This is a genomic window from Mangrovimonas sp. DI 80 (assembly GCF_001975575.1).
Lineage (GTDB): Bacteria > Bacteroidota > Bacteroidia > Flavobacteriales > Flavobacteriaceae > Mangrovimonas_A > Mangrovimonas_A xylaniphaga.
In genome coordinates this window covers 176,589-200,352 of record NZ_MSDT01000002.1, presented here as the reverse complement: position 1 = coordinate 200,352, position 23,764 = coordinate 176,589, and the positions used below count along the sequence as shown (strand labels likewise).

The 23,764-nt window shown below is 36.1% G+C and carries 20 protein-coding genes; 9 read left to right on the top strand and 11 right to left on the bottom strand.

The window, feature by feature from the left end:
• Positions 1-43 precede the first annotated feature (43 nt).
• The 9 genes from BKM32_RS01550 to BKM32_RS01510 all read left to right on the top strand — a co-directional run bounded on the left by BKM32_RS01550 (position 44) and on the right by BKM32_RS01510 (position 10,305).
• Positions 44-1,213 (top strand): acyltransferase, encoded by a 1,170-nt coding sequence (locus tag BKM32_RS01550; protein WP_076662253.1) that lies wholly within the window; start codon positions 44-46, stop codon positions 1,211-1,213.
• On the top strand, positions 1,213-2,313 hold the full coding sequence (locus BKM32_RS01545; RefSeq protein ID WP_076662252.1) for a glycosyltransferase family 4 protein: 1,101 nt from the start codon (positions 1,213-1,215) through the stop codon (positions 2,311-2,313). The genes BKM32_RS01550 and BKM32_RS01545 overlap by 1 nt, the downstream gene beginning before the upstream one ends.
• Positions 2,303-3,397, top strand: coding sequence for a glycosyltransferase (locus BKM32_RS01540; protein ID WP_053976062.1), 1,095 nt, complete (start codon positions 2,303-2,305; stop codon positions 3,395-3,397). The genes BKM32_RS01545 and BKM32_RS01540 overlap by 11 nt, the downstream gene beginning before the upstream one ends.
• On the top strand, positions 3,397-4,341 hold the full coding sequence (locus tag BKM32_RS01535; RefSeq protein WP_076663020.1) for a UDP-glucuronic acid decarboxylase family protein: 945 nt from the start codon (positions 3,397-3,399) through the stop codon (positions 4,339-4,341). The genes BKM32_RS01540 and BKM32_RS01535 overlap by 1 nt, the downstream gene beginning before the upstream one ends.
• 3 nt (positions 4,342-4,344) lie before the next feature.
• Positions 4,345-4,890: a WcaF family extracellular polysaccharide biosynthesis acetyltransferase gene (locus BKM32_RS01530; RefSeq protein WP_076662251.1), complete on the top strand. Its 546-nt coding sequence runs from the start codon at positions 4,345-4,347 to the stop codon at positions 4,888-4,890.
• On the top strand, positions 4,891-5,649 hold the full coding sequence (locus BKM32_RS01525; protein WP_076662250.1) for a glycosyltransferase family 2 protein: 759 nt from the start codon (positions 4,891-4,893) through the stop codon (positions 5,647-5,649). It begins immediately after the preceding gene.
• Positions 5,650-5,922: 273 nt separating this feature from the next.
• Complete coding sequence (locus tag BKM32_RS01520; protein ID WP_076662249.1) at positions 5,923-7,041, top strand: glycosyltransferase family 4 protein; 1,119 nt, start codon at positions 5,923-5,925, stop codon at positions 7,039-7,041.
• Between the two features lie 134 nt (positions 7,042-7,175).
• Positions 7,176-7,940: a polysaccharide biosynthesis/export family protein gene (locus BKM32_RS01515; protein ID WP_076662248.1), complete on the top strand. Its 765-nt coding sequence runs from the start codon at positions 7,176-7,178 to the stop codon at positions 7,938-7,940.
• A gap of 7 nt (positions 7,941-7,947) precedes the next feature.
• Positions 7,948-10,305, top strand: coding sequence for a tyrosine-protein kinase (locus BKM32_RS01510; protein ID WP_076662247.1), 2,358 nt, complete (start codon positions 7,948-7,950; stop codon positions 10,303-10,305).
• 262 nt (positions 10,306-10,567) lie between these two features.
• Here BKM32_RS01510 and BKM32_RS01505 read toward each other — a convergent pair whose 3' ends face one another.
• The 11 genes from BKM32_RS01505 to BKM32_RS01455 form a co-directional block, all read right to left on the bottom strand.
• Positions 10,568-11,149 (bottom strand): hypothetical protein, encoded by a 582-nt coding sequence (locus BKM32_RS01505; protein WP_053976056.1) that lies wholly within the window; start codon positions 11,147-11,149, stop codon positions 10,568-10,570.
• A 190-nt stretch (positions 11,150-11,339) separates the two neighbouring features.
• Positions 11,340-12,002, bottom strand: coding sequence for a ribulose-phosphate 3-epimerase (gene rpe / locus BKM32_RS01500; RefSeq protein ID WP_076663019.1), 663 nt, complete (start codon positions 12,000-12,002; stop codon positions 11,340-11,342).
• A 146-nt stretch (positions 12,003-12,148) separates the two neighbouring features.
• Positions 12,149-13,012 carry an RNA polymerase sigma factor RpoD/SigA gene (locus tag BKM32_RS01495; protein WP_053976055.1) on the bottom strand — a complete coding sequence of 288 codons (864 nt, stop codon included), beginning with the start codon at positions 13,010-13,012 and terminating at the stop codon, positions 12,149-12,151.
• A gap of 79 nt (positions 13,013-13,091) precedes the next feature.
• Positions 13,092-13,466: a hypothetical protein gene (locus BKM32_RS01490; RefSeq protein WP_076662246.1), complete on the bottom strand. Its 375-nt coding sequence runs from the start codon at positions 13,464-13,466 to the stop codon at positions 13,092-13,094.
• A 142-nt stretch (positions 13,467-13,608) separates the two neighbouring features.
• Positions 13,609-14,808, bottom strand: coding sequence for a glutamate-5-semialdehyde dehydrogenase (locus BKM32_RS01485; RefSeq protein ID WP_076662245.1), 1,200 nt, complete (start codon positions 14,806-14,808; stop codon positions 13,609-13,611).
• A gap of 11 nt (positions 14,809-14,819) precedes the next feature.
• Positions 14,820-15,593: a glutamate 5-kinase gene (gene proB / locus BKM32_RS01480; protein WP_053976052.1), complete on the bottom strand. Its 774-nt coding sequence runs from the start codon at positions 15,591-15,593 to the stop codon at positions 14,820-14,822.
• A 1-nt stretch (position 15,594) separates the two neighbouring features.
• The gene (proC, locus tag BKM32_RS01475) at positions 15,595-16,401 is read right to left on the bottom strand and encodes a pyrroline-5-carboxylate reductase (protein WP_076662244.1); all 807 of its coding nucleotides are present in this window, start codon (positions 16,399-16,401) and stop codon (positions 15,595-15,597) included.
• 327 nt (positions 16,402-16,728) lie between these two features.
• Positions 16,729-18,102, bottom strand: a complete 1,374-nt coding sequence (locus BKM32_RS01470; protein ID WP_076662243.1) for a glycosyltransferase family 2 protein — start codon at positions 18,100-18,102, stop codon at positions 16,729-16,731.
• A gap of 193 nt (positions 18,103-18,295) precedes the next feature.
• A complete protein-coding gene (locus tag BKM32_RS01465) occupies positions 18,296-20,551 on the bottom strand; it encodes a polyribonucleotide nucleotidyltransferase (RefSeq protein WP_076662242.1) in 2,256 nt (751 codons plus the stop codon).
• A 156-nt stretch (positions 20,552-20,707) separates the two neighbouring features.
• Positions 20,708-20,977, bottom strand: coding sequence for a 30S ribosomal protein S15 (gene rpsO / locus BKM32_RS01460; RefSeq protein ID WP_053976048.1), 270 nt, complete (start codon positions 20,975-20,977; stop codon positions 20,708-20,710).
• 148 nt (positions 20,978-21,125) lie between these two features.
• Complete coding sequence (locus tag BKM32_RS01455; protein WP_083702062.1) at positions 21,126-23,639, bottom strand: LamG-like jellyroll fold domain-containing protein; 2,514 nt, start codon at positions 23,637-23,639, stop codon at positions 21,126-21,128.
• Positions 23,640-23,764: the final 125 nt, after the last annotated feature.

Here is a 23,764-nt window from a genome sequence, read left to right as displayed (position 1 = left end):
AATGTACTGAACATAGTTTTAATTTGATTGTTTCATTGGGGGTATGCAAAAAGATAAGTTGAAATTTTTAGATACTTTTAGGGGGATAGCGGCGTTTTATGTGGTAGTTGGTCATGCGCGTTGGTTACTATGGGAAGGCTATAGTAGCGGCTATGTGCACCATACACAAGACTATACTTTTTTTCAAAAGGGTCTGGTTTATTTTATGGGAGTCTTTAAATATGGCCATGAAGCTGTATTGTTCTTTTTTGTTTTATCTGGATTCGTAATACATCTAAATTATCAAAATAAATTTGGGACCATTCAAGATACTAAATCTAATATATTAAAGTTTTATTTTAAAAGGTTCAAGAGGATATACCCTGTTTTAATTTTTGCTCTTATTTTAACCTTTATTAGTGATTATCTTGTCTTATATATAAATCCTAATTTTGTTAGTGGACATACAAATTATAAAACAATAAACGAATTTATTACTTTCAATCATGGCTTCGCTGCAGTATTTGGAGGTCTGTTTAATATGGGAAGACTTGGATTTCCTGTTTTTGGATCAAATGGGCCATTGTGGTCTTTGGCGTATGAATGGTGGTTTTATATGTTTTATCCTGTGTTGTATATCAAGAGAAATGATAAAACTTATTTGTTTTATACCTTAATATTCTTAGCTGCATTGTTTAGTGCTTTTTTGTCTTTTAGATCAGTTTTTTTTGATAAAATTTTTATAGGCATGGCATCATGGGCAATAGGTTGTTTGCTTGCTGAAATTTATTTGAAGCGAACAAAATTAAATTTGGAAGGATTTGTATTTGTTTGCTTGTCTCTATCCATTTTATATTACATTTATCCTTTTATGGGGAAGGATTTTTTTATGGCATTGGTTTTTGGTGCTTTACTAAGTTTATGCCTGAAATTTAGTTCGTTTATAAACAGATATGCAAAATTCAAAAAGTTGGGTGATATGTCGTATACTCTGTATATTGTCCATTTTCCTTTATTAGTTGTTGGAAGTTCTGTTTTAATGAATAATAACCACGGGAATTTACCTATTCATTTTGGATATACTTTGTTAGGGGTTTTGGGTAGTTTGCTATTTGCATACCTATTCTTTCCAATTTTTGAAATTAGAATACCTGAGTTATTAGAAAATATGTTCAGAAATGGATTAGGTAAGGAAAGATTCAAACAAAAAATATTTAGAATTAAAAGACCTTAATGGCAGATAATAAAGTTGAAAACAAAATTTTAATTGTTTGGGACCGTATGGGAGATTATCATCGTGTCCGCACGGAGACCTATTCTAGATTATTTAAAGAAGATAGTCTATATACTGCAGATTTAGGGGCGTCGGATAGTCTTTATGGATGGAATGCTACTGAAAATGAAACCCATTATTGCCTTTCAGAGCAACCTGCGGATGTGAAAGATTTGACTAATCGGTTTAAAAATTTTAAAAATATTGTAGAGAAGTACGGTATTAACAAAGTGGTCTTGGCAGGATATGGTAAACCAGAATATCTTTTGTTCACTTTGTGGCTGAAATTGAAAAAAATTGATTGCTATTATTTTGCTGAATCTTGGTATGCGGGAAATAAATACGTAGACTATGTTAAAGGCCTTTTTTTAAGAAAATTTGTGAAACGTATTTTTGTTTCAGGTAAACGAGCAGAGATTCATTTTTCCAATAGGCTCAAGTTTCCTGTCAGTAAGATTAAAAATGGATATAGTATTGTTGATAACAAACATTTTGAATATCAACGATCAAGAGAAGACGTTATAAGAAATCACAAAGAAGGGCCTATTTTATTATGCGTGGCACGTCATGCTCCAGAGAAAAATTTGGAGGTACTTATTAAGGGGTTTCAAGCATCAAATTTATATGCGGATTGGAAATTGCAAATTGTTGGAGGAGGGCCAATCACTGCTCAATTAGAGAGTTTGGTGAAAGACATAAAAAAAGTAGAACTAAGTTCTTGGCTATCATATGATGAATTGCCAAGCCTGTACAAAAATGCGAGTGCTTTTATCTTGCCGAGTAAATTTGAGCCTTGGGGCTTAGTAGTGAACGAGGCCATGTCTGCTTCCCTACCAATTATACTATCAAACGAATGTGGGTGTATGCCCGATTTATTAGATGGAAATGGTTATGTGTTTGATGCGGAAAATCTAAACAATTTGGTAGAAGTATTAAATAATCTCGAAAAAATGTCTACCGATGATTTATTTAAAAATGGAGAACGGTCTTTCAATATTATAAAACAATTTACACCTGAGACTTGGGGGCAAACCTTACATACATTATTAAATGGCATTTAATATTCTTCACCTTATAGATTCAGTAGACCAGGTTAATTTTGGAATTTGGAATGCAGCTCTAACAAATTCAGGATTTCTGGGGGAATTAGGGATTGTTAGTTATGCGGCTATTCCAAAGAATGATTCCTTTAATTATCCAGCTGTTAATAAACTTGAGGCCACAGAATTTAAATCATTAAGAATGTTAATGGGGCAAAAGGGATTAATTCCTGAGAATACAATTGTGGTTTCTCATGGATGTTGGAGATGGCCCACTCGTTTAGGGGGGAAGTTAAAGTCTGAAGGTTATAAATGGATTGCTGTACCGCATGGCATGTTAGAACCATGGTCAATGCAACAAAAGGCTATAAAGAAGAAAATATATTGGAACCTAATAGAAAAGCAACGTTTGTTGCAAGCAGATGTCATAAGAGCCGTAGGGACTCCAGAAGCTTTAAATTTAAAATCTATTTTTGATAATAAAGTTTGTCTTATACCTAATGGGGTACCAAATTCCAATAGGAATGAAGAAAAAGGAAATGATAAAATAAGATTTTTATTCATGGCAAGGTTGCATCATAAAAAGGGAATTGTCCCCTTGGTTAAAGGATGGATGAAAAGTTCACTTGCCAATTCTCAAAATCATGAACTACTCATAGCAGGTCCTGATGATGGAGAGTTAAATGTTTTGAATGATTGGATTTCTAAGAGTAAGAATATTCATTATTTGGGAGGTGTGTATGGTGAAGAGAAAGAAGGGCTTTTGAAAAAAAGCCATGTGTATGTTTTACCGTCATATAGTGAAGGATTTCCGACGAGTGTACTTGAGGCTATGATGTATGGTTTAATGCCATTAATATCTGAAGGCTGTAACTTCCCTGAGGTTTTCGATAAAGATTTGGCAATGAGTTTGGAACCGGAAGAAATTATGGTAAAAATGGTTCTAGATGAGGTTGAACAGTTATCTTTAGAGGAAATTAAATCTCAAGGGAGGAAATGTAGAGAATTTGTGATTGAGAATTATACAAACGAGAAAATAGGTAACCAATTGGAAAAATTATATAGATCCCTGTTAGATGGGAATGAACAACTAAAAAATAAATGATGAAAAGAATTCTTATTACTGGGGGGGCTGGTTTTGTGGGGTCTCATCTATGTGAACGTTTACTTAATGAAGGTAACGAAGTGGTCTGTTTGGATAATTACTTTACGGGGAGTAAAAAAAATATTGAACATTTAATGGATCATCATTACTTCGAATTGGTGCGTCATGATGTAACCCAGCCTTACATGATTGAGGTTGATGAAATTTACAATTTGGCTTGTCCCGCCTCACCAGTGCATTATCAGTATAATCCAATTAAGACTATTAAAACTTCTGTTATGGGAGCCATAAATATGTTGGGTTTGGCAAAACGTGTTAAGGCAAAGATTTTGCAGGCATCAACTAGTGAGGTTTATGGAGACCCATCGGTACATCCACAGCCGGAATCTTATTGGGGTAATGTAAATCCTATTGGGTTGCGTTCCTGCTATGATGAAGGAAAGCGTTGTGCGGAAACATTGTTCATGGACTATAATATCCAAAACAATGTAGATGTTAAAATCATTCGTATTTTTAATACTTACGGACCTAACATGAATCCAAATGATGGAAGAGTGGTGTCGAATTTTATTGTTCAGGCATTAAAAGGTGAGGATATTACAATTTTTGGAGATGGAACCCAAACACGTTCCTTTCAATATGTGAATGATTTGGTAGAAGGAACCATCAGAATGATGAACAGTAGAGATGGATTTATGGGGCCTGTTAATATTGGAAACCCGGGAGAGTTCACGATGATTGAATTGGCAGAAAAAGTTCTAAAATTAACTAATTCCAAATCAAAGTTAATTCATTTGCCATTGCCTAAAGATGATCCTATGCAACGTAAACCCGACATCACTTTAGCTCAGAAGGAGTTGAATGGATGGGAACCAAAAATACATTTGGAAGAGGGACTTGTGAAGACCATCGCATATTTCGATAAACTTTTAAAAGAGGCTTAATTTTTGAAAACTGACTTGTCAACATACAATAACGATTGGTATCGACCAGGAGGTTCTTTGAAACGGCTGAGTTGGTATTTTATTAATGTATTGTTTTTTGAGAATCCTTTAAATCCGTCTTCGGGTTTAAAGGTGTTCTTTTTAAAGTGCTTTGGAGCACAAGTAGGCAAAGGGGTTGTGATTAAACCAGGTGTTAATATTAAATATCCATGGAAGTTGTCAATTGGTGATTTTTCTTGGATAGGAGAGAAGGTGTGGATTGATAATTTAGCCGATGTGAATATTGGAAGTCACGTATGTATTTCTCAGGGAGCTATGTTGTTATGTGGAAACCACAATTATAAAAAATCTACTTTTGATTTGATCATTGGAGGTATCACTGTTAAAAATGGCGCTTGGATAGGGGCTAAATCAGTTGTGTGTCCAGGGGTTGTATTGAAAAACCATTCTGTCCTTTCTGTAAATTCTGTAGCGACAAAAGATTTGGAGGCTTTTAGGATTTATCAGGGCAACCCTGCTGTATTAGTCAGAAACAGAATAACAGAGTAAATGAAAGTATCCATTATTACAGCTACCTATAATAGTGAAGCAACTATTGAGGGGTGTATAAAATCAGTATTGTCTCAAGATTATCCCAATATTGAGTATATTATTATTGATGGTAATTCTTCAGATTATACCTTGTCTGTTGTTAATGCTTATAAACAACGATATAGTGACATTATTGTGATTTCAGAACCTGATAACGGGATTTATGATGCCTTGAATAAAGGAATTAAAGTAGCAACGGGAGATATCGTTGGTTTTCTACATTCAGATGATTTCTTTAATTCAGAAAACACAATCAAGAATATTGTTAAAGAATTTAGTAAAGGCAAGGTTGAGGGAGTTTATGGTAATTTGGATTATGTAAATTCAAAGGATTCCAACAAAATTGTAAGGCATTGGAAAAGCTTGCCATTTACTAAAAAACTTTTGAACCGTGGATGGATGCCCGCGCATCCAACAGTATTTTTAAAAAAGGAAGTTTACGACAAACTAGGTTTATTTAATACCAAGTTCAAAATCGCAGCAGATTACGATATGATGCTTCGTGTTTTTAGTGATGAGTCGCTACGATTTAAATTTTTGCCTGAAGTGATAACAAAAATGAGGGTTGGAGGCGCAAGCAATAGAAGTTTAAAGAACATTATCACTAAGTCTAACGAGGATTATATTGCTTTGAAAAGAAATCATTTAGATTATCCGCTATGGTCTTTAGTGCTTAAGAATTTTTCGAAAATCCCTCAGTTTTTTAGGAAGTCTTAAAAAGCTGTTTCCAAAAAGTTTTTATTAAAAATGGATTTATTAACAGTTTGATAATTAAGTTTTTTAACAATTTTGATATCGGATTTTAAAAAAGAGTGAGAATGAGTTTTTTGCTTTTTTTTATGGTTAAAATTGATATAATTATTCAATATGTGGCTGAATATTAAATAATTATAAAAAAACAGTTATTCTAGATGAAATGTAAAGGTTAATAATTTGAAAGTTGTATTTTTGTTATCCTGATTACAGCTATTAACAATTATCTTAACAACCATGAATCCGATTATTTACAATTTTTTTAGGGGCGATTATGTGTACTTATGGTTGCTGGTGCCTAGTTTTTTGGCATTTGTTATTTCATTTTCTGCATTACCAGTAGTGATTCACGTGGCTAAGACGAAACACTTAGTTGACGAACCTGGGGTTAGAAGTGTACACAATAAAGGCATCCCAACACTTGGAGGTGTAGGAATATTTTTGGGGATTTCTGTTGTGCTTTCCTTATTGGGTAGTATGTTGTATGACAATAAGATTTTGACGCTTCTAGCAGGGTTGATAGTCTTATTCTTTTTGGGAATTAAGGACGATTTATTGGTGCTGTCTCCACGAAAAAAGTTTGTTGGACAAATATTTAGTTCTTTAGTCGTGATATTGATTACGGATATAAGAATCATGAACTTTTCTGGGATTATTGATATAGGAGAGTTGCCTTATGTAGTGTCTGTTTTGTTTACACTATTTGTCTATGTGTTGATAATCAATGCATATAATCTAATCGATGGCATTGATGGATTGGCGGGGTGTATTGGATTGCTGGCCAGTACATGTTTTGGGATATTTTTCTGTATTACTGAGCAGTTTGTTTTGGCAGCTATTGCCTTCATCACTGTTGGAGCTTTGGTGCCTTTCTTGAGACATAATTTTTCTAGCCGACAAAAGATATTTATGGGAGATACTGGATCCATGATTATTGGTTTTTTATTAGCTTTTCAGGCAGTAAACTTTATTTGGTATAGTCAAATACAGGAAACCAACTCTTTCAGTAGTTCTGCTCCAGTAATAGCTTTAGCGATATTGTTTTTTCCATTGTTTGATACCTTTAGAGTATTCTGCATACGAATGTTTATTTTAAAGACAAGTCCTTTTCAACCAGATAATAACCATATTCATCATCGCATCATAAACAATGGATTTAAGCATTGGCAAACTACTTTTATTATATCTTTTACATCATTAATGATAGTTATTATTGCGGTAAATGTTATGTTCTTGCCTATTGGTTGGCAGTTGGTTTTGTTGGTGAGTTTGGGTACACTTGCTTTTATGAGTATTATGCGATTACGACTGATAAAGATTAAGGGGCAAATCAAGTTGAAATTCAAATTATCTTAGCGTATAATATCGATATTTTCTATCTAGCTTATCGTTTGGTACGTATTGAAATTGTAGGTATATTTGTTTGTGAAAATAATTATCCGATTAACTCAAAAGGTTTGTCATTTCCTAATAATTCTAAACAGTACTAGATGAAACTACTTCTCAAAGGGATTATCCTTTGTTTGCTTATGTCTTCCTGTGCAACCAAAAAACAGGTGTTATACTTTCAAGATGTGGATGAGGTTGCTAAATCTCTAGAATATCCAACCAGTACTATTCAAGTAAATGATTTGTTGAAAATAAACGTTAGTGCTTTAGATCCTGTCGCGGCAGAGCCATATAATAAAAGAGCGAATTCAGGTACGCAATCTGGAGGAGGAAACTCAAATCAAGCCAATTTGGATGCTTATTTAGTGTCTAGCGATTATGCAATTTTGTTTCCCATATTGGGATACATTGATGTTCGTGATAAAACGACTACTGAATTGGAGAAACACATTACTAATTTGCTAGTTGAAGGAGGGCATTTAAAAATGCCAACAGTTAGCGTAAGAATTATTAATGGTAAATTCACAGTGTTGGGGGAAGTAAAGTCTCCTGGGATGTACAGTTTTATTGAACAAAGTATTACCCTAACACAAGCTCTAGGAATGGCAGGTGATTTAACAATCAAAGGGGTACGAGAGGATATCGTGGTAATACGGGAAATTTCTGGTGTACGAGAAGTGGCTCATATAGACATGACCTCTACAGATTGGTTCAATAGTCCTTATTATTATATCAAACAAAATGATGTTATTGTGGTGGACCAAAATTATTCCGCAGTAAAAAAAGCTGGGATTATTGGGGATCTTGGGGCCTTATTGGGCATCATTTCTTTTTCCATTAGCCTTGCATTGTTACTCTCTAGATAAGCATTACATGACAAATACAACTTCACAAATACCTAATAACGATTTTAAGTTTGATATCAAAGAAGAATTGGGTAAATACCTTAGCCATTGGCCTTGGTTTTTACTTTCAATTGCTGTGGGCGTTTTGGCCGCTTATTTTTATTCTAGATATACGCCAGATACTTTTAGGACAACCGCCAAGATTCGCGTTTTGGATGAAGGTAAAGGCTTGGAATTGCCGTCGTCTTCATTTGTGTTTAATCGCTCTTCGATCAATCTTGACAACGATATGGAGCTCATTAAATCTAAGCGCTTATTGACTAAAGTGGTGGAAGATTTGAATTTAACCACGACTTATACTCAAATAGGAAAATTTCGGGATACTGAATTATGGCCCGCTCCTTTTAAAGTTGTGGAAAAACCGGATTTCTCTTTGGTGGGACTGTCATTTATCATTGAGGTATTAAAAGAAGGCTACTTGATTACCAATGAACAGGAAAAGTATTCGGATTTTAACTTAGAAGGTTATGTTGTTAATGCTGGAAACAAGGGGCTTCCTTTCTCAATTATTCCGACATCAGAGTTTGAAATGGGAAAAAAGGTTGGGGATATCTATAGAATTTGGTTTGGATCGGTTAATGGCGTTGCGAGAGGCTTAGCTGGGCAGTTACAAATAGCCAAGCATAATACCAGTGGCGATATCTTAACGATTAGTTTGAATGGCACTAATAGGAAAAAATCAGAAGATATTATTAACAAAGTAGTTGAGCAATTTAATTTAGATGGGATTCAGGATCGCCAATTGGTACATAAACGCACCATGGATTTCGTAGATGATCGTTTTGTGTTTTTGGCTACAGAATTGGATTCCATTGAAAAGGTAAAAGAGGATTTTAAGGTGAATCATGATTTGATTTCTATTGAAGCGGATGCAGGGTATAGTATGGGGAGGATGATGACCTCTGATCAGCTAGTATTTGATTTGGAAACTCAAAAAGCGTTGGCGCAATTTTTAAAGGAGTCTTTAATGTCGGATCCAGAGTTTAACTTATTGCCGGAAAGTATTGGTCTTGAGAATTCTAGTGCCAATAGTTTGATTGCTCAATACAATATCTTGGTTCAGGAGCGGGATAATTTGATACAAAGTGCTGGAGATGAAAATCCTGTAGTTGTAGGTCTCGAGGAAAATTTGTTAAAAATACGGGACAACTTGAATGCGTCCATCGATAATTATTTAGATCAGCTAAAAGTAACAGAAGCTCAATTTAAGCAAAGAGAGCTTATGGCAAAAGGGATGGTAGCTAGTGTGCCAGGTAAGGAAACGCTATTAAGAGCCATTGAGCGTCAGCAAACGATTAAAGAGACTTTGTATTTGTTTTTGCTTCAAAAGCGTGAGGAAGCGGCTATTAATTTTGCCATTACCGCAGATTCCATTAAGGTTTTGGATAATGCGACTACTTCGGGCCCCATTTCTCCTGATAGAAACAAAATATACATCATGGCCATTTTGGCAGGCTTGTTGGTCCCCTTTGGAATTATTTATGGCTTAAATTATTTTGATACCAAAATACATGGAAAGTCACAGTTGGAACACGAGGTGCCAGAAATTTCGGTTATTGGTGAAATTCCATTGGTGGAAGATCAAAAATTGTTTTTAAATGCTCATGATAAGAGTGTTTTGGCTGAATCTTTTAGGATTTTGACTACAAATGTAAATTATGTTCTTGGGGATAAAGAAAAATCTGGTAAAGTTGTATATGTTACTTCCACAATTAAAGGGGAAGGGAAGACCTTTGTAGCTACTAATTTAGCGCTTGCTTTTGCAAGTGTTAATTACCGAGTATTGTTAATAGGCGCTGATTTAAGAAACCCACAATTGCACAATAATTTAAGGTTAAGAAAAACTGATAAAGGTTTATCCGATTACTTGTTTGATTTAGAATTAAACTATAAAGATCTTATTGTTCATCCTCCATTAGTCAATAATGTAAATTTCAGTGTACTGTTAGCCGGTACCATTCCTCCAAATCCTTCAGAATTATTTGTCAATGGTCGTTTTGAAAGTCTGCTGGCAGATTTGAAATCGGATTATGATTATATAGTAATAGATACAGCTCCTACCTTATTGGTAACAGATACTTTGTTAATTTCTCAATTTTCTGATGCTACTTTATATGTTGCTAGGTCCAATTATACTGATAAGAATATTTTGCAGTTTTCCAAAGAATTGAATAGAGATAGAAAGCTTAAAAATGTTAATTATGTTCTCAATGGTGTTGGGAGCTTAAAGTCAAAAGGGTATGGTTATAATTATGGCTACGGGTATGGTTATGAAGCCTATAATGAAAAGTTGTCTTGGTATAAGCGCATTTTTTCGCGAATTTGAAAAGTGTGGTATACAAGTTTTGTTGCTAAATTCGCTAAATTGGAATTTTTGCAAACATCTTATTGATAAAGATATAATGATTATAAGATGAGACTATGAAAGTTGTAAAGCACATTGCTATTGAGTTTGATTTGTATGGATTATCGCATATTTAGTGAAGGTTAAGTAAATGAGTTTTGTTCAATTAAAATATATGTATTCCATAAAAAAGCCTTCTATTATTTTATAGAAGGCTTTTTTATGGAATACTCTCTTTTTCTTTCTAATGCCAAAGGTATAAAAACGTTAAAGAATGTTGTATATGATTACTATTAATAGGTTGTGTGTCGGCAGCAAACTTTCCAACTGTTTGTATGCGAATTCCAAACTGCTTGTCAAACCAAAAGTTAAATCCCAAACCTGTATTTAAAGTGACGTTACTGTCATTTTCAAAAAATGGAGCGCCTACCCCTAAAATAGCATAGGATTCAAACCAATCGTTAAATGGAGATTGATAAATTAAATGGTCAAAGAAAAACTTACCGTTGATGTCCAGTGCAAAATAAACGTAGTTTTTGTCTATTTTAAGATAATCTTGTTGATTGCTTGCACTAATCTTGTTTAAGGAAACAGCTAATTCAGTACCAAATAATTCACTCCATTTACGTTCAACTCCAAACATAATAGGTAAATCGGTGTTCCAGTCTTTGGTTTTGAATGGGCTTTTAAAGCGTTCTCCATCATTATCAACGAAGTTGATTCCCACACTTACTGCCCAATGGTCATAGGCTGTGCCTCGCATTATTTGAGATTTTGCAGTAAAAATTCCAATAAATAGAAATAAAATAGTGGTAAATTTTTTCATTATGCTTTAGTTTGCTAGTGTATTAAAAATCTGTAAAAAGCAGGAATAAAGGTAACTATTTATTTTTAAAAATGGTAAAAATTGTAATCTCTTTGGTAAATTACATAAATCTTCCTAAAACTTTGGCTAGAATGAAGTTATTTAAAAAATAGAAGCTTTGGATTGTAACGTTAATAATATTAATTTGATTTTAACCGTTTGCTATTTTTTTTAAGTTTTCAATTGTAAATAAAGGATCATCGCTTTTAAAAACAAAACTACCAGCCACCAGGACATCTGCTCCAGCATCAATTAGTGCTTTTGCATTTTTACTGGTAACACCTCCGTCAATTTCAATTTTTGTATTCGCTCCTTTACTCAGAATCAAGTCTTTTAATTGCTTAACTTTTGAGTAGGTGTTTTCAATGAAACTCTGACCTCCAAAACCAGGGTTCACACTCATGATGCATACCAAATCGATATCATTAATAGTGTCTTCTAAAACATTGATATTTGTATGGGGGTTTAAAGCTACTCCCGCTTTCATCCCTTCTGCTTTAATAGCTTGAAGTGTTCTGTGTAAATGTGTACAAGCTTCATAATGAACGGTAAGGTTATTAGCACCCAATTTGGCGAAAGTTTTAATGTATCTATCTGGATCGACAATCATTAAATGAACATCGATTGTTTTGTTTGCGTGTTTTGCAATGGCCTCCAAAACTGGCATTCCAAAGGAAATATTTGGGACAAAGACACCATCCATAATATCAATATGAAACCAATCGGCATCACTGCTATTCACCATTTCAATATCTCTCTGCAAATTGGCGAAATCGGCTGCCAAAACAGACGGCGCTATTAATTTAGAACTCATGATTTTAACGTGTATAAAAGTTTTTGCAAAAGTAGTCAAAAAAATAAACCCCCGGTAATCAGCCGGGGGTTCTTTCATCAATCAAAAAACGAACAGTTATGTGTAACTGTTAGTTACCGTAATTTAGTCGTAATTATAACTAATTACTAACCTAAATATGTTTTCAATATTTTGCTTCGTGAGGTATGTTTCAACCTACGAATTGCTTTTTCTTTAATTTGACGGACTCTCTCTCTCGTTAAATCAAAAGTTTCACCGATTTCTTCCAAAGTCATTGGGTGCTGATCTCCCAATCCAAAGTATAAACGAATTACATCTGCTTCACGTGGCGTAAGGGTTTCCAAAGCGCGCTCAATTTCTGTGCGTAAAGATTCGTGCAACAAATCTTTATCTGGGTTTGGGGATTCTCCACTTCGCAATACGTCATAAAGGTTAGAATCTTCACCTTCAACCAACGGTGCATCCATACTTACGTGACGACCAGAGTTCTTCATAGATTCCTTAACGTCATTGATGGTCATGTCCAATTCTTTGGCAATTTCCTCTGCACTTGGTGGACGTTCGTGACTTTGCTCCAAAAATGCAAATGTCTTGTTGATTTTATTGATGGAACCAATTTTGTTCAAAGGCAAACGAACAATTCTTGATTGCTCGGCCAAAGCCTGAAGGATTGATTGACGAATCCACCATACAGCATAAGAAATAAATTTGAAACCTCTGGTTTCATCAAATCTTTGAGCTGCTTTTATTAATCCTAAATTACCTTCGTTGATCAAATCGGGCAAGGTTAACCCTTGGTTTTGATATTGCTTGGCTACGGAAACCACAAAACGCAAATTGGCTTTTGTTAATTTTTCCAAAGCTACTTGGTCGCCTGCTTTGATGCGCTGAGCCAATTCTACTTCTTCATCGGCAGTAATCAAATCTACCTTTCCTATCTCCTGCAAATACTTGTCTAATGAAGCAGTTTCTCTATTGGTAACCTGCTTGGTAATTTTAAGTTGTCTCATTTAAGATCCTCTAATTAAAGCGTGAATTTAAAGTTGCTAAGTGGTTATACGTAAGTTCCCGATAAAATGTTACAAGGATTTAAATTTTTATCAACTTTTTATCGTTAAGGTTGATGGCGTCCAGCATTTCGTTGGTAAATTTATAGTGTCCTCTTGTGGTGATTAATCTGAATCTGTGTGATTTAAGGTTGCTGAGTGTGTTCAAGAATAACCATTTGGACTTTAACAAATTGGGTTTGGAAGATTTTAGCCCAATATCAAAGATATGTTTTCGGCCTTCTTTTTCTGCAACGATGTCTGGAGTTATCACGATGTCACTTCCTACTTTGGCGTAGGACTTTGGGGATTCATATCCCGCTAGGTCGGCTTTAATGTTGACGAAACCATGTTGCTTTAGGTAATCAACCGAATCATTTAAAAATTCTGAATATTTGTCTTTGTCTGTATAAATCATAACTATTAATGTAATAAAAAAAACTAGAAATGCAAATTTTAAAGAGGGTTTAACATTAGTAATTATTTGATTTATAAATAAATGAAATTAAAAGCCCCAATATTACATTGGGGCTAAGCATGAGAAATGATAAGATTGTATTCTATTCTCTTATATGCCCATCTCCAAAGACATAGTATTTGTTTGTAACCAATTGTTTGAGTCCTAATGGCCCTCTGTGATGTAGCTTATCTGTACTAATAGCCAATTCGGCACCAACCCCCATTTGTCCTCCATCGGTAAATCTGGTAGAGGCATTATGGTATACCGCAGCGCTGTCAACTTGTTCCATGAATTTAGCTGCATTTTCATTGCTTTCAGTTAAAATTGCTGCTGAATGTCCACCGGAATATTTGTTGATCATTTCAATGGCTTCTTCTTCATTATCAACTTCAGCCAAAAGAATCTTAAGGGCTAAAAATTCTTCATACCAAGTTTCTTCACTTGGTACAATGGATGAACTGTCAATTACTTTTGCGATGTTTTCGTCAGCAACGATATCTACATTTAAGCTTGAAAGGACTTTTTGGAGTTCTGACAATTTATTTTCGTAGTCAGGAATGTGTTTGTCGATAAGCACTTTATCCAAGGCATTACATCCCGAAATTTTATTAGTCTTGGCATTAACTATCACCTTAATTGTTTTGTTCCAGTCGGCATCTTTTGCGACATACAAAAAGTTGTTTCCTCTACCGCTTACCAGAACTGCACAGGTAGCGTGATCTTTCACAAACTTAATGAGGCGTTCACCTCCTCTGGGAACAATCAAGTCTAATTTTTCTGTTGGATTTTTCAGAAATTCTCTTGTTTCCTCTCGTTGTAAATGCAGTAACTTGATCCAGTCTTTGCTCAGACCATTTTCCTCCAAGGCTTCATGCCAACATTGCTCCAATACCATATTACTATGAAGGGCTTCTTTTCCTCCTTTAAGTAGGATCTTGTTATTGGCTTTAAATGCCAAAACAGCGGCCTCAATGGTAACATCTGGTCTGGATTCATAAATGATTAAAATGGTTCCAAAGGGAGCCGTTTTATTGGTTATTTTTAAGCCACTTTCCAAAGTGAGGTCAGATATGGTTTTGCCAACCGGATCTTCTTGGTTTCTTACCTCCTGTATGGCTTTTATCATGCCATTTATTTTGTGGTTGTCTACTACCAAACGATCATAAAGGGCTTGGTCATCTTTGTTGAAAGCATCAAGGTCTTTCTTGTTGGCTTCCAAAATTTGTTCACGTTTCCTGTCAATAATTGTAATCATTGAATCGAGAACTTTGTTTTTTATATCAGAACTTAAAAGTTTCATGTGTTTTGTTTTTAATGAATGAATTTTGTTCCCACTTCTTTGTCGTCTATAATATCGACTATCACATTTTCACGTTTACCATTGGCAATGTATGTGGGAATGTCTTTCTTGGCAGTGCCCTTGGCAATTCGCAATTTTGAAGCCATGCCTCCTCGGCCTTCACCTTCTTTTTTATTGGAGGCCTTGACGTATTTTTCTACGTCTTGGTCTACAGTAACCTCATTTAATTTTTTAGAGTTTTCATCATCAGGATGCCCTGTATACAATCCATCGGTGTCCGAAAGAATAATCAGTCTATCAGCATCCAAAAGTTCGGCCACCAAGCTTGCCAATTCATCATTGTCTGTAAACATGGACATGGTCAAGGATACAGCATCATCTTCATTGGCGATAGGAATCACACCTTCGGAGAGCAACCCTTCATAGCAGTTGATCATATTCTCTCTGTGTTTTCCTGGATCAAAATCCCGTTTGGTTGCCAAAACTTGGGCACAACGCATTCCGTAATCATTAAATAAATTATAGTAATGACGCATCATTCGTGGTTGCCCAACGGAGGAATATACTTGGCGCCTGATAGAGGGTTCTGAGATTTTGGTATCTCCTAAAACCTCTTTTCCTGCAATGGCAGATCCTGATGATACCAAGATAACCATGATGTCACGTTCATATAATACCGAAATTTGGCGAACCAATTCTCTTAAAATTGGGCCTAAAATTCTATTGTCTTTGTTGGTGAGAACATTGGTTCCTACTTTTACAACGACTCTTTTTATATCTTCCATCTTAATGCTCCTTTCCTAATTCAATTGCACGATTAAATGCTGCATAGGCGGCATCTTGTATCAATTGTTTTACATTATTGTCTTCCATAGAATCAATAGCTGCTTGGGTAGTGCCTCCTTGGGAAGCTACCCGGTCAATCCATCCTTCAGGGGACAAATTAGACTGATTGAAAAGTTCGATTGCACCCTCAAATGTGTTGCTCACCAAAACTTTGGAATCGTAATCTGAAAAGCCCATTTTTTGAGCAGCCTCCAGCATGGACTGCATAAAATAAAATACATAGGCTGGTCCACTTCCTGAAATACCAGTAGAGGCATCTATATATTTTTCAGAATCTACGTGAACGGATGTTCCCGTGGTGTCCAAAAGGTTTCTTACAAGTATCAATTCTACTTTCGAAACTGCTTCAGATTCGGTGTAGGAGGTAACGCCTTTCCCTACTTTGGCAGGAAGGTTTGGCATGGTTCTCACCACTTTTGAGATCCCTAGATGTTCTTTGATAAAATCAATGGTAACACCAGCCATTAGGGATACAAATATTTGGCTGTCATTGATCATTGGTTTCATTTGCTCAAAAAGCGCTTCACTGTGATATGGCTTTACGGCTATAAAAACCAGGTCTGCATTGGGTAGGCAATCTTCCAGATTGTCATACACCTTGAATTTTGGGTCTTTCTGTAATGTTGTAATTTTTTTGGGGTCAGTGTCATAGATGTTAAGCTTGTATTTTCCCAATAAAGGCGAGGTCGCCATTCCTTCGGAATAAGTTAAACCCATGTTTCCTGCTCCAATTACTAATACTTTCATTTGTTTTGTTATTGATTATCAATATTATTTGGCTAAATAGCCACAAGGACCATGCGGAAGTGCCAAAAAAAATAATGGATTTAAAAAATCACGAATATGATAATGATGGCGTGTATGTTTGAAGTATTGTGAAGGTTTGAAGGAAATCGTTGGGAAATTTCCAATTTGGCCAAGGTGAAATTATTTCAGTTTTATGACATACTGTCTGAATTTGGCAGTTTGGCGGATCTATTTAAAAGGAAAAGCCCCGCATTATTTTGCAGGGCTTTTCAGTATATGGCATTTTTCTTTTTCATTTTTTTGAAAGTTGCCCAATACTAATATTTGCTATCGTTTCTCGGCCAATCCTCTAGTCAGCCAGCCTCTTCTACTTGCTGTTGCCAGTGCGTAAGGCGTAATCCAGAATAATCCAAAGGTGTAAAAGATACTATAGGTATAGGCCCAAATGGCTTCTTTTGTTTCGTATTTGGATGAATAGAACAGGACTGAAAAAGTGGAGGTGATTAAAATACTTAACAGTGTTGATCCTAAAAATAGTAGGGGATGGGTCAAAACGAATAATAGCATGAACAGTACAAAAGGAAAGCTCATCAAGATTCTAGTGGATTGACTTAGGAATAACAAACGGCTTCCAAATTTGTTGCCTTCTCTAAAGTTGGTGAATACATATTTCGCCATTGCAATGTTTTCCCTAACGTTGCTACGTCCCCATCTAATAAACATTTTGTAAAGACCTTTATATTGTTCTGGTACGTTGGTGTAAGCCACAGCATTTCTTTGGAACAATACGTGTTTTCCTTGTTTTAAGATCATATTGGTCATGGCGCGGTCTTCACCAATATCTGAAGGTTGTCCCATAAAGGTTTGGTTGATCCATTCTGGTAGACATTCGTGAACGGCCGTTTTTCTATAGGCGGCCAAAGCTCCAGGAGTACACAGTACGGAGTTTAAAGCACTTTCCGCAGATCTTACAAATTCAAAACTCATTACGAAACTTACGTCCAACATTTTGGGAAGCATTTCCTTTTCGTTGTTCAATACCCGTATGTTTCCTGCAACCGCCCCACAATCTTCATTGTTAACGAAAGGACTCACTAAGTTTCTAAGGGTATCTGGTTCTACTACAGAATCACTGTCTACCGTTACAAAAATGTCACCAGTTCCTATATTAAACCCACGGTACAACGCATGACGTTTTCCTTGGTTTTTAGGTTGCTTGTAAATGTCCAAACGATCTCCTAATCTCTTTTTAGCATCGACCATCCAGTCCCAAGTGTCATCCAAACTTCCATCATCTACGGCCAAAATCTGTAATTTGTCTTCAGGATAATCACTTTCAGCCAAACTTATTAGGGTATCCCAAACATGTTTACTTTCATTATAGGCAGGTACAATTACGGTACAAGTAGGTAACTCTTCATCACTCACAGAAGCAACGGGTTTGTACTTGAAATACTTGTAGGCAATAAAAAGGAAATAGAAAATTTTAAAGAAGAACAATACAGTGGCAATCGTAAGGAAGGTTGCGCCTACAATGCTCTGTCTGCCCATTTCATTAAATTGTTCAAAATCGTTGTGGAATACTGAAAAGAAATACAATCCTATTAGGATGAGTATAAAGGTGCTTATTAAGGCTAGCTTATTATTGGGGTTTTCGCTGTTGGTCTTTAATTTGTTAAGAGTAAGTTTAATTGTCTCCATCTGTCATTCTATCATTTAATTAATACATAGGTTTTTAGATGCTATATGTACGGAGATGGATGTGGTTTAGATGTTTTTTGGGTTTATTTTAAGATAAAAGTTTTAAAACCGTAGGAAAGCAAATGTTAATAAAGAAAAAACCTCAAGTAAATAATTTTACTTGAGGTTTTATATGTACTAAGAAAGGGGGTTGTTACTCTTTCTTGTCTTCTCTAGGTCTTCTGTCGTCACTACGGTTGTCACGATTACGGTTATCGCGTCCGCGGTTGTCACGAGATCCTTTGTTGTCTCTGTTATTGTCTCTTGGAGGTCTTTCTTTGAAACCTTCTGGTTTTGGTAAGATTGCTTTGCGAGATACTTTTTCCTTTTTGGTTCTAGGATCGATTCCGAAGTATTTTACATCAAAAACATCTCCCATTTTCACAACGTCACTAACATTTTCAGTGCGTTCCCAAGCCAATTCGCTTACGTGTAACAAAACTTCGTTTCCTGGAGCTTCCATATATTCTACCACGGCACCAAAATCCAACATCTTGATTACTTTAACTTCGTAAACACTTCCTACTTGAGGTTTGAACAATAAGGAATCAATTTTAGCCAATACTTTGTCTATACCTTCTTGATCTGTACCAAGGATTTCCACAATACCTTCTTCGGTAACTGGATCTTCATTGATAACAATCGTTGTTTTGGTTTCTTTTTGAAGTTCTTGGATTACTTTTCCTCCAGGTCCAATCAAGGCTCCAATAAATTCGTTTGGAATCACTCTTGTCACCATTTTTGGAGCATGAGGTTTCACATCTGCATTTGGAGTTTCTATAGTATCTGTAAGTTTTCCAAGGATATGTAAACGTCCATCACGAGCTTGTTTTAAGGCTTTCACCAAAATCTCATAAGACAATCCTTTTACTTTAATGTCCATTTGGCAAGCAGTAATACCGTCGGCAGTACCGGTTACCTTAAAGTCCATATCTCCTAAGTGATCTTCGTCACCTAAAATATCTGATAATACAGCATAGTTTCCAGTTTCAGCATCAGAAATCAATCCCATGGCTATACCTGAAACAGGTTTGATTAATTGCACACCAGCATCCATTAATGCCATAGTTCCGGCACATACGGTTGCCATAGAAGACGATCCGTTACTTTCCAATACTTCAGAAACAACACGAACTGTATAAGGACAGTCTGCTGGTACCATACGCTTAAGTGCACGTTGAGCCAAGTTTCCGTGTCCTACCTCACGACGAGACGTTCCTCTAATTGGACGAGCCTCACCAGTTGAGAAAGGTGGGAAGTTATAGTGTAAATAGAAACGCTCTTCACCTTCAAAAGACGGCATGTCAATCATGTTTGCTTCTCTTGAAGTTCCTAAAGTAACAGTTGCTAAGGCTTGAGTTTCCCCACGAGTAAAGATTGAGGATCCGTGTGTAGATGGTAAATAATCTACTTCACACCAAATAGGACGGATGTCTGTAGTTTTACGTCCATCCAAACGCAATCCTTCGTTTAAGGTCAAGTCTCTTACAGCTGCTTTTTCAGCTTTGCTGTAATATTTGGAAACTAATCCACCTATATCTTCTAATTCTTCTTCTGTAAATGTTGCTAAAATTTCTTCTTTGATTTCGGCAAATGCAGCGCCTCTTTCGTGTTTTGAAGAACCTGCTTTGGCCACGGCATATACTTTGTCGTAAGCCATGTCGTGAATTTTCTTAGCTAACTCTTCATCTTCTCTTTCAGGATCATATTCACGAGTTTCTTTTTTACCGAAAGCTTCAGCTAATTTTACTTGCGCTTCACACTGAACTTTGATAGCAGCGTGTGCAAACTCGATTGCTTCAACCATTTCTTCTTCAGAAATCTCACTCATTTCACCCTCAACCATCATTACGGAATCAGCAGAAGCACCAATCACCATATCGATATCTGAAGCTTCCAATTGCGCTAAGCTAGGGTTGATAATCAATTGTCCGTCAACACGTCCTACACGTACTTCAGAAATAGGTGTTTCAAAAGGAATGTCAGACAATTGAATTGCAGCAGAAGCGGCCAAACCAGCCATAGCATCTGGCATTACCTCTTCGTCATGAGACATTAACTGAATCATTACTTGGGTTTCGGCATGGTAATCTTTTGGGAAAAGTGGTCGCAATACACGGTCTACCAAACGCATAGTCAATACTTCTCCGTCACTAGGTCTTGCTTCTCTTTTGAAGAAACCTCCTGGGTAACGTCCTGCGGCTGCGAATTTTTCGCGGTAATCTACTGTTAATGGTAAAAAGTCGACATCACTTTGTTGATAATTGGAAACAACAGTACATAAAAGCATGCATTTTCCCGATTGAACAACGACCGAACCATGGGCTTGTTTTGCCAATTTTCCGGTTTCGATAGAGATTTCTCTGCCATCTCCAAGGTCGATGACCTCTCTAAAAACTTGTGGAATCATAAATATTTTATTCTAATTAAACAATGGTCGTTGTGTTGTTGTAGTTGTTGTGATGACCAATGAAAAACTATTATGAGCTTCTTATACGAATTTTAAACTCTTTCGCTTGAGCTAATATATAAATAAAAAAAAGAGGCATAAAGCCTCTTTTCACAATTATTTTCTTAATCCTAATTCTTTAACGATAGCACGGTATCTTAAGATATCTTTCTTAGTCAAATAATCTAGCAAAGCACGACGCTTTCCTACCAATTTTACCAAAGAACGCTCAGTGTTAAAATCTTTACGATTCTTTTTTAAGTGTTCTGTTAAGTGGTTAATTCTGTAAGTGAACAATGCAATTTGCCCTTCAGCACTTCCTGTGTCATTTTTTCCAGCTCCGTGCTTTTCGAAGATTTCTTCTTTCTTTTCTTTAGTTAAATACATTCCAATATTGTTTTAATGATTTTTATGTACTATGAAAGGGTTTCTTTCAAGCGGCAAATATAGTAATTTTAAATCATTTATAAGATAATGATCCAAAAAATGATTTTTTAATAAAATTTACAAAGCTTCAAAAGACCCAATCATGAATTTATTCTACAATCAATCGTTTTGTCGCCACTACATCGCTGCCATTTTTTAGACTTACCAGATAAATTCCCGCTTTCCCATCTAGGTCAATTTGTTTTATGGTGGTGCCGTTGGTAACAGGAGTTAGCAAAATTGATCTTCCTGTCACATCAAAAATCTCAATATTGTCAACTTGAGTATCGTTGTTGAATTCAACGAAGAATGTTCCTGCGGAAGGGTTTGGGTACAACTGCATGTTATGAGCAATTGAAAGGTCATTTACACTTAGTGAATTGTTCATAGGAGTATTTCCAAATGAAATCAAAAACGAATTCACTTTTAAGTGAGGGTTGAAACCATCGTTACAATTGGAGCAGGTTTCACCAGTTATACAGTTTGGGTTGTTAGGGTGGCAATAGTCAGTGTAACTTTCATCAAAAACATAGTCAAGGTCTACAGAGCTATTATTGATATACGGTGTCATATCATAATCAAAAAATTGGGCAATGCTTCCAGGGCACCATCCAGCTCTATTATATTGCCAAGTTCCCGCCTGCGGACTGCAATTGTCTGGGTTAGGGTTACATTGTACCCAGTTTAATTGTGTAAAGGTTTGCTCTTCATCTACCCAAATATGATGGGTGTTTTGTTTGAATTCTGCAGCATTTCCTGTGTTGGTACTTCCCCAACCATGACCAGTAGATACCAACTTGATTTTCGCAGATTGTGTGTTTTCAGGGAACGATTTTGTGAAATCTTCTGTAGGTTGTAAGTTGGCCATGTCTCCAAATTGGTAAGTGCCGTTCCATAATTTTTGAATCTGGCTATAAGGGTTTTCTGGAGTTCCTGGCGTATAACTCAATTGTAGTGTGTAAAGAAAACCATTTCCAGTGGTTCCTAGATTCACTCTGAATTTTGTTTTTCCACTAAGTAGAGACATGAAATCCGTAAGGTCTATTTCGTGTTGGCAGCTTACGCCATAAGGCGTTAAATAACGAATAATTTCATACCATTGACCATCTTTACCCAATGCTTCAACAGAAGAAATTCTATCCCAAGGGTCGCAACCTCCGTCTGGACAGTCTATAAAAAGGGTTCCGGTAATTTCATTATAGGCACCAATATAACTAGGTAAGTCTGTTTCTACAGTTACAGAGGGGACGTCACCATATACCCAAACATCCTCGGTAGCATTAATTGTTTGGGCAGGGGTTGTTGAGGTCAAGTTGAAAATACTTGTATGGCTCCCTTCGGCTCCAAAATTGTTGGTAGAGGTAACTTCTAGATTATGGTTTCCAAAAGAGCTAGGTGTCCACCATCCTGTATAATAACCGTTTCCGTAACTTGTAAGTACAACCTCTTCGCCATCAACGGTTGCGGTAATTGATGCAATTGAAAATAGTTCAGTATATGGTATGTTTGCTCTAAAGGCAATTTGAATGGGCATTAAGCTTGAAGTGTATGCGGTTCCTTCCAAAGGATGTAATATCTCTGCTTCACCTAAAATAGTTTCGGGATCCAATACGGGAAACGAAACCAAAATGTCTTCTGCAGGTTCATAAATATCATTCCCTGCTTGACTTGCTTTAACAGTAACCTCTCCGGCAACACCGTCTAGAGTAAGGATATCGCCATTAACTGTGGCTGGACCTGAAATGATTTCATAAGTAATAGGAAGATTGGAATTCACCGTTGCTTGAAGTTGAAAAGGAGCGTCTGTGATTAACTTTGAAGGAATCTGGGGGAAATTTATGGCTTGAAAAGTCGATTCCAATTCACCATTAAAATTGGAGGTTTCTCCATCGAGGGCAAAATTGTTTAAAGTAGCATTTTTATTTTCCTCTCCGCTAATGTCCATCAATTGTGTGATGCTAGTGTTGTTTCCCCCTGGAGTTCCTTGGTTGAATTTGTAATAAACTTGAAGATTGGCTTCATCTCCAGTTAATTCATTGGCCATCATGTCTTGAATTTCTGCTTGTGTCAAGGCTTTGTTCCAAAGGGATACTTCATCGGCTCTTCCCGGAAATACAAAGTTGTAGCTTGCAAGAATAGATTTCCCTATTGTAAAAGGTCTGTCTGTAGATGAAAAGATACCGGATGCAGGTGTGGTTGCTATAGAAACCCCATCAATAAATAGTTCAAGGGAGGTTTGGTTATATACCCAGGTAACATGTTGCCATTGCCCTGCTACGATAGTGCCGTCAGGAAGCGTAATATTATGAAACCCTGCTGTTGTCACCAATCGGCATTCAAGACCTCCATTAGGTTTTTGGTTGACATACATTTCGCCATCACCGGTTCCGCCACCTCTAATGCCCATCATACCTTGAGCATATCCTAGTTCATCTGTATAGAACCAGCCTGCCATGGTAATAGTGTTGCTGCCATTGATAAACTGTGCGCCGTTGGGTAAAGAAGCATAATCATCAACACCGTCAAAGTGCAGGTATTGATTGGATTGGGACATTACCATAAAGAATGTCATAAAAAGTAAGCTAAAAAGTAGTTGGCTTTTTAGGGAATAAAAGTAATTCATGTTAAAGATTAGGTTAATTGTACGGCAAGTTACCAATTAGGATATTTTTTACAAGAAATTTTGGTAAGCTGTTCAGTTAAATCTTTTTAACATTAGATGAATTAGGAAAAGCGATTGGAAGTGAA

What these genes read in the sequence shown, in the direction of transcription:
- BKM32_RS01550 (WP_076662253.1), top strand. Translation starts at nt 44, where the DNA reads ATGCAAAAAGATAAGTTGAAATTTTTAGATACTTTTAGGGGGATAGCG.
- BKM32_RS01545 (WP_076662252.1), top strand. Translation starts at nt 1,213, where the DNA reads ATGGCAGATAATAAAGTTGAAAACAAAATTTTAATTGTTTGGGACCGT.
- BKM32_RS01540 (WP_053976062.1), top strand. Translation starts at nt 2,303, where the DNA reads ATGGCATTTAATATTCTTCACCTTATAGATTCAGTAGACCAGGTTAAT.
- BKM32_RS01535 (WP_076663020.1), top strand. Translation starts at nt 3,397, where the DNA reads ATGAAAAGAATTCTTATTACTGGGGGGGCTGGTTTTGTGGGGTCTCAT.
- BKM32_RS01525 (WP_076662250.1), top strand. Translation starts at nt 4,891, where the DNA reads ATGAAAGTATCCATTATTACAGCTACCTATAATAGTGAAGCAACTATT.
- BKM32_RS01520 (WP_076662249.1), top strand. Translation starts at nt 5,923, where the DNA reads ATGAATCCGATTATTTACAATTTTTTTAGGGGCGATTATGTGTACTTA.
- BKM32_RS01515 (WP_076662248.1), top strand. Translation starts at nt 7,176, where the DNA reads ATGAAACTACTTCTCAAAGGGATTATCCTTTGTTTGCTTATGTCTTCC.
- BKM32_RS01510 (WP_076662247.1), top strand. Translation starts at nt 7,948, where the DNA reads ATGACAAATACAACTTCACAAATACCTAATAACGATTTTAAGTTTGAT.
- BKM32_RS01505 (WP_053976056.1), bottom strand. Translation starts at nt 11,149, where the DNA reads ATGAAAAAATTTACCACTATTTTATTTCTATTTATTGGAATTTTTACT.
- rpe (WP_076663019.1), bottom strand. Translation starts at nt 12,002, where the DNA reads ATGAGTTCTAAATTAATAGCGCCGTCTGTTTTGGCAGCCGATTTCGCC.
- BKM32_RS01495 (WP_053976055.1), bottom strand. Translation starts at nt 13,012, where the DNA reads ATGAGACAACTTAAAATTACCAAGCAGGTTACCAATAGAGAAACTGCT.
- BKM32_RS01490 (WP_076662246.1), bottom strand. Translation starts at nt 13,466, where the DNA reads ATGATTTATACAGACAAAGACAAATATTCAGAATTTTTAAATGATTCG.
- BKM32_RS01485 (WP_076662245.1), bottom strand. Translation starts at nt 14,808, where the DNA reads ATGAAACTTTTAAGTTCTGATATAAAAAACAAAGTTCTCGATTCAATG.
- proB (WP_053976052.1), bottom strand. Translation starts at nt 15,593, where the DNA reads ATGGAAGATATAAAAAGAGTCGTTGTAAAAGTAGGAACCAATGTTCTC.
- proC (WP_076662244.1), bottom strand. Translation starts at nt 16,401, where the DNA reads ATGAAAGTATTAGTAATTGGAGCAGGAAACATGGGTTTAACTTATTCC.
- BKM32_RS01470 (WP_076662243.1), bottom strand. Translation starts at nt 18,102, where the DNA reads ATGGAGACAATTAAACTTACTCTTAACAAATTAAAGACCAACAGCGAA.
- BKM32_RS01465 (WP_076662242.1), bottom strand. Translation starts at nt 20,551, where the DNA reads ATGATTCCACAAGTTTTTAGAGAGGTCATCGACCTTGGAGATGGCAGA.
- rpsO (WP_053976048.1), bottom strand. Translation starts at nt 20,977, where the DNA reads ATGTATTTAACTAAAGAAAAGAAAGAAGAAATCTTCGAAAAGCACGGA.
- BKM32_RS01455 (WP_083702062.1), bottom strand. Translation starts at nt 23,639, where the DNA reads ATGAATTACTTTTATTCCCTAAAAAGCCAACTACTTTTTAGCTTACTT.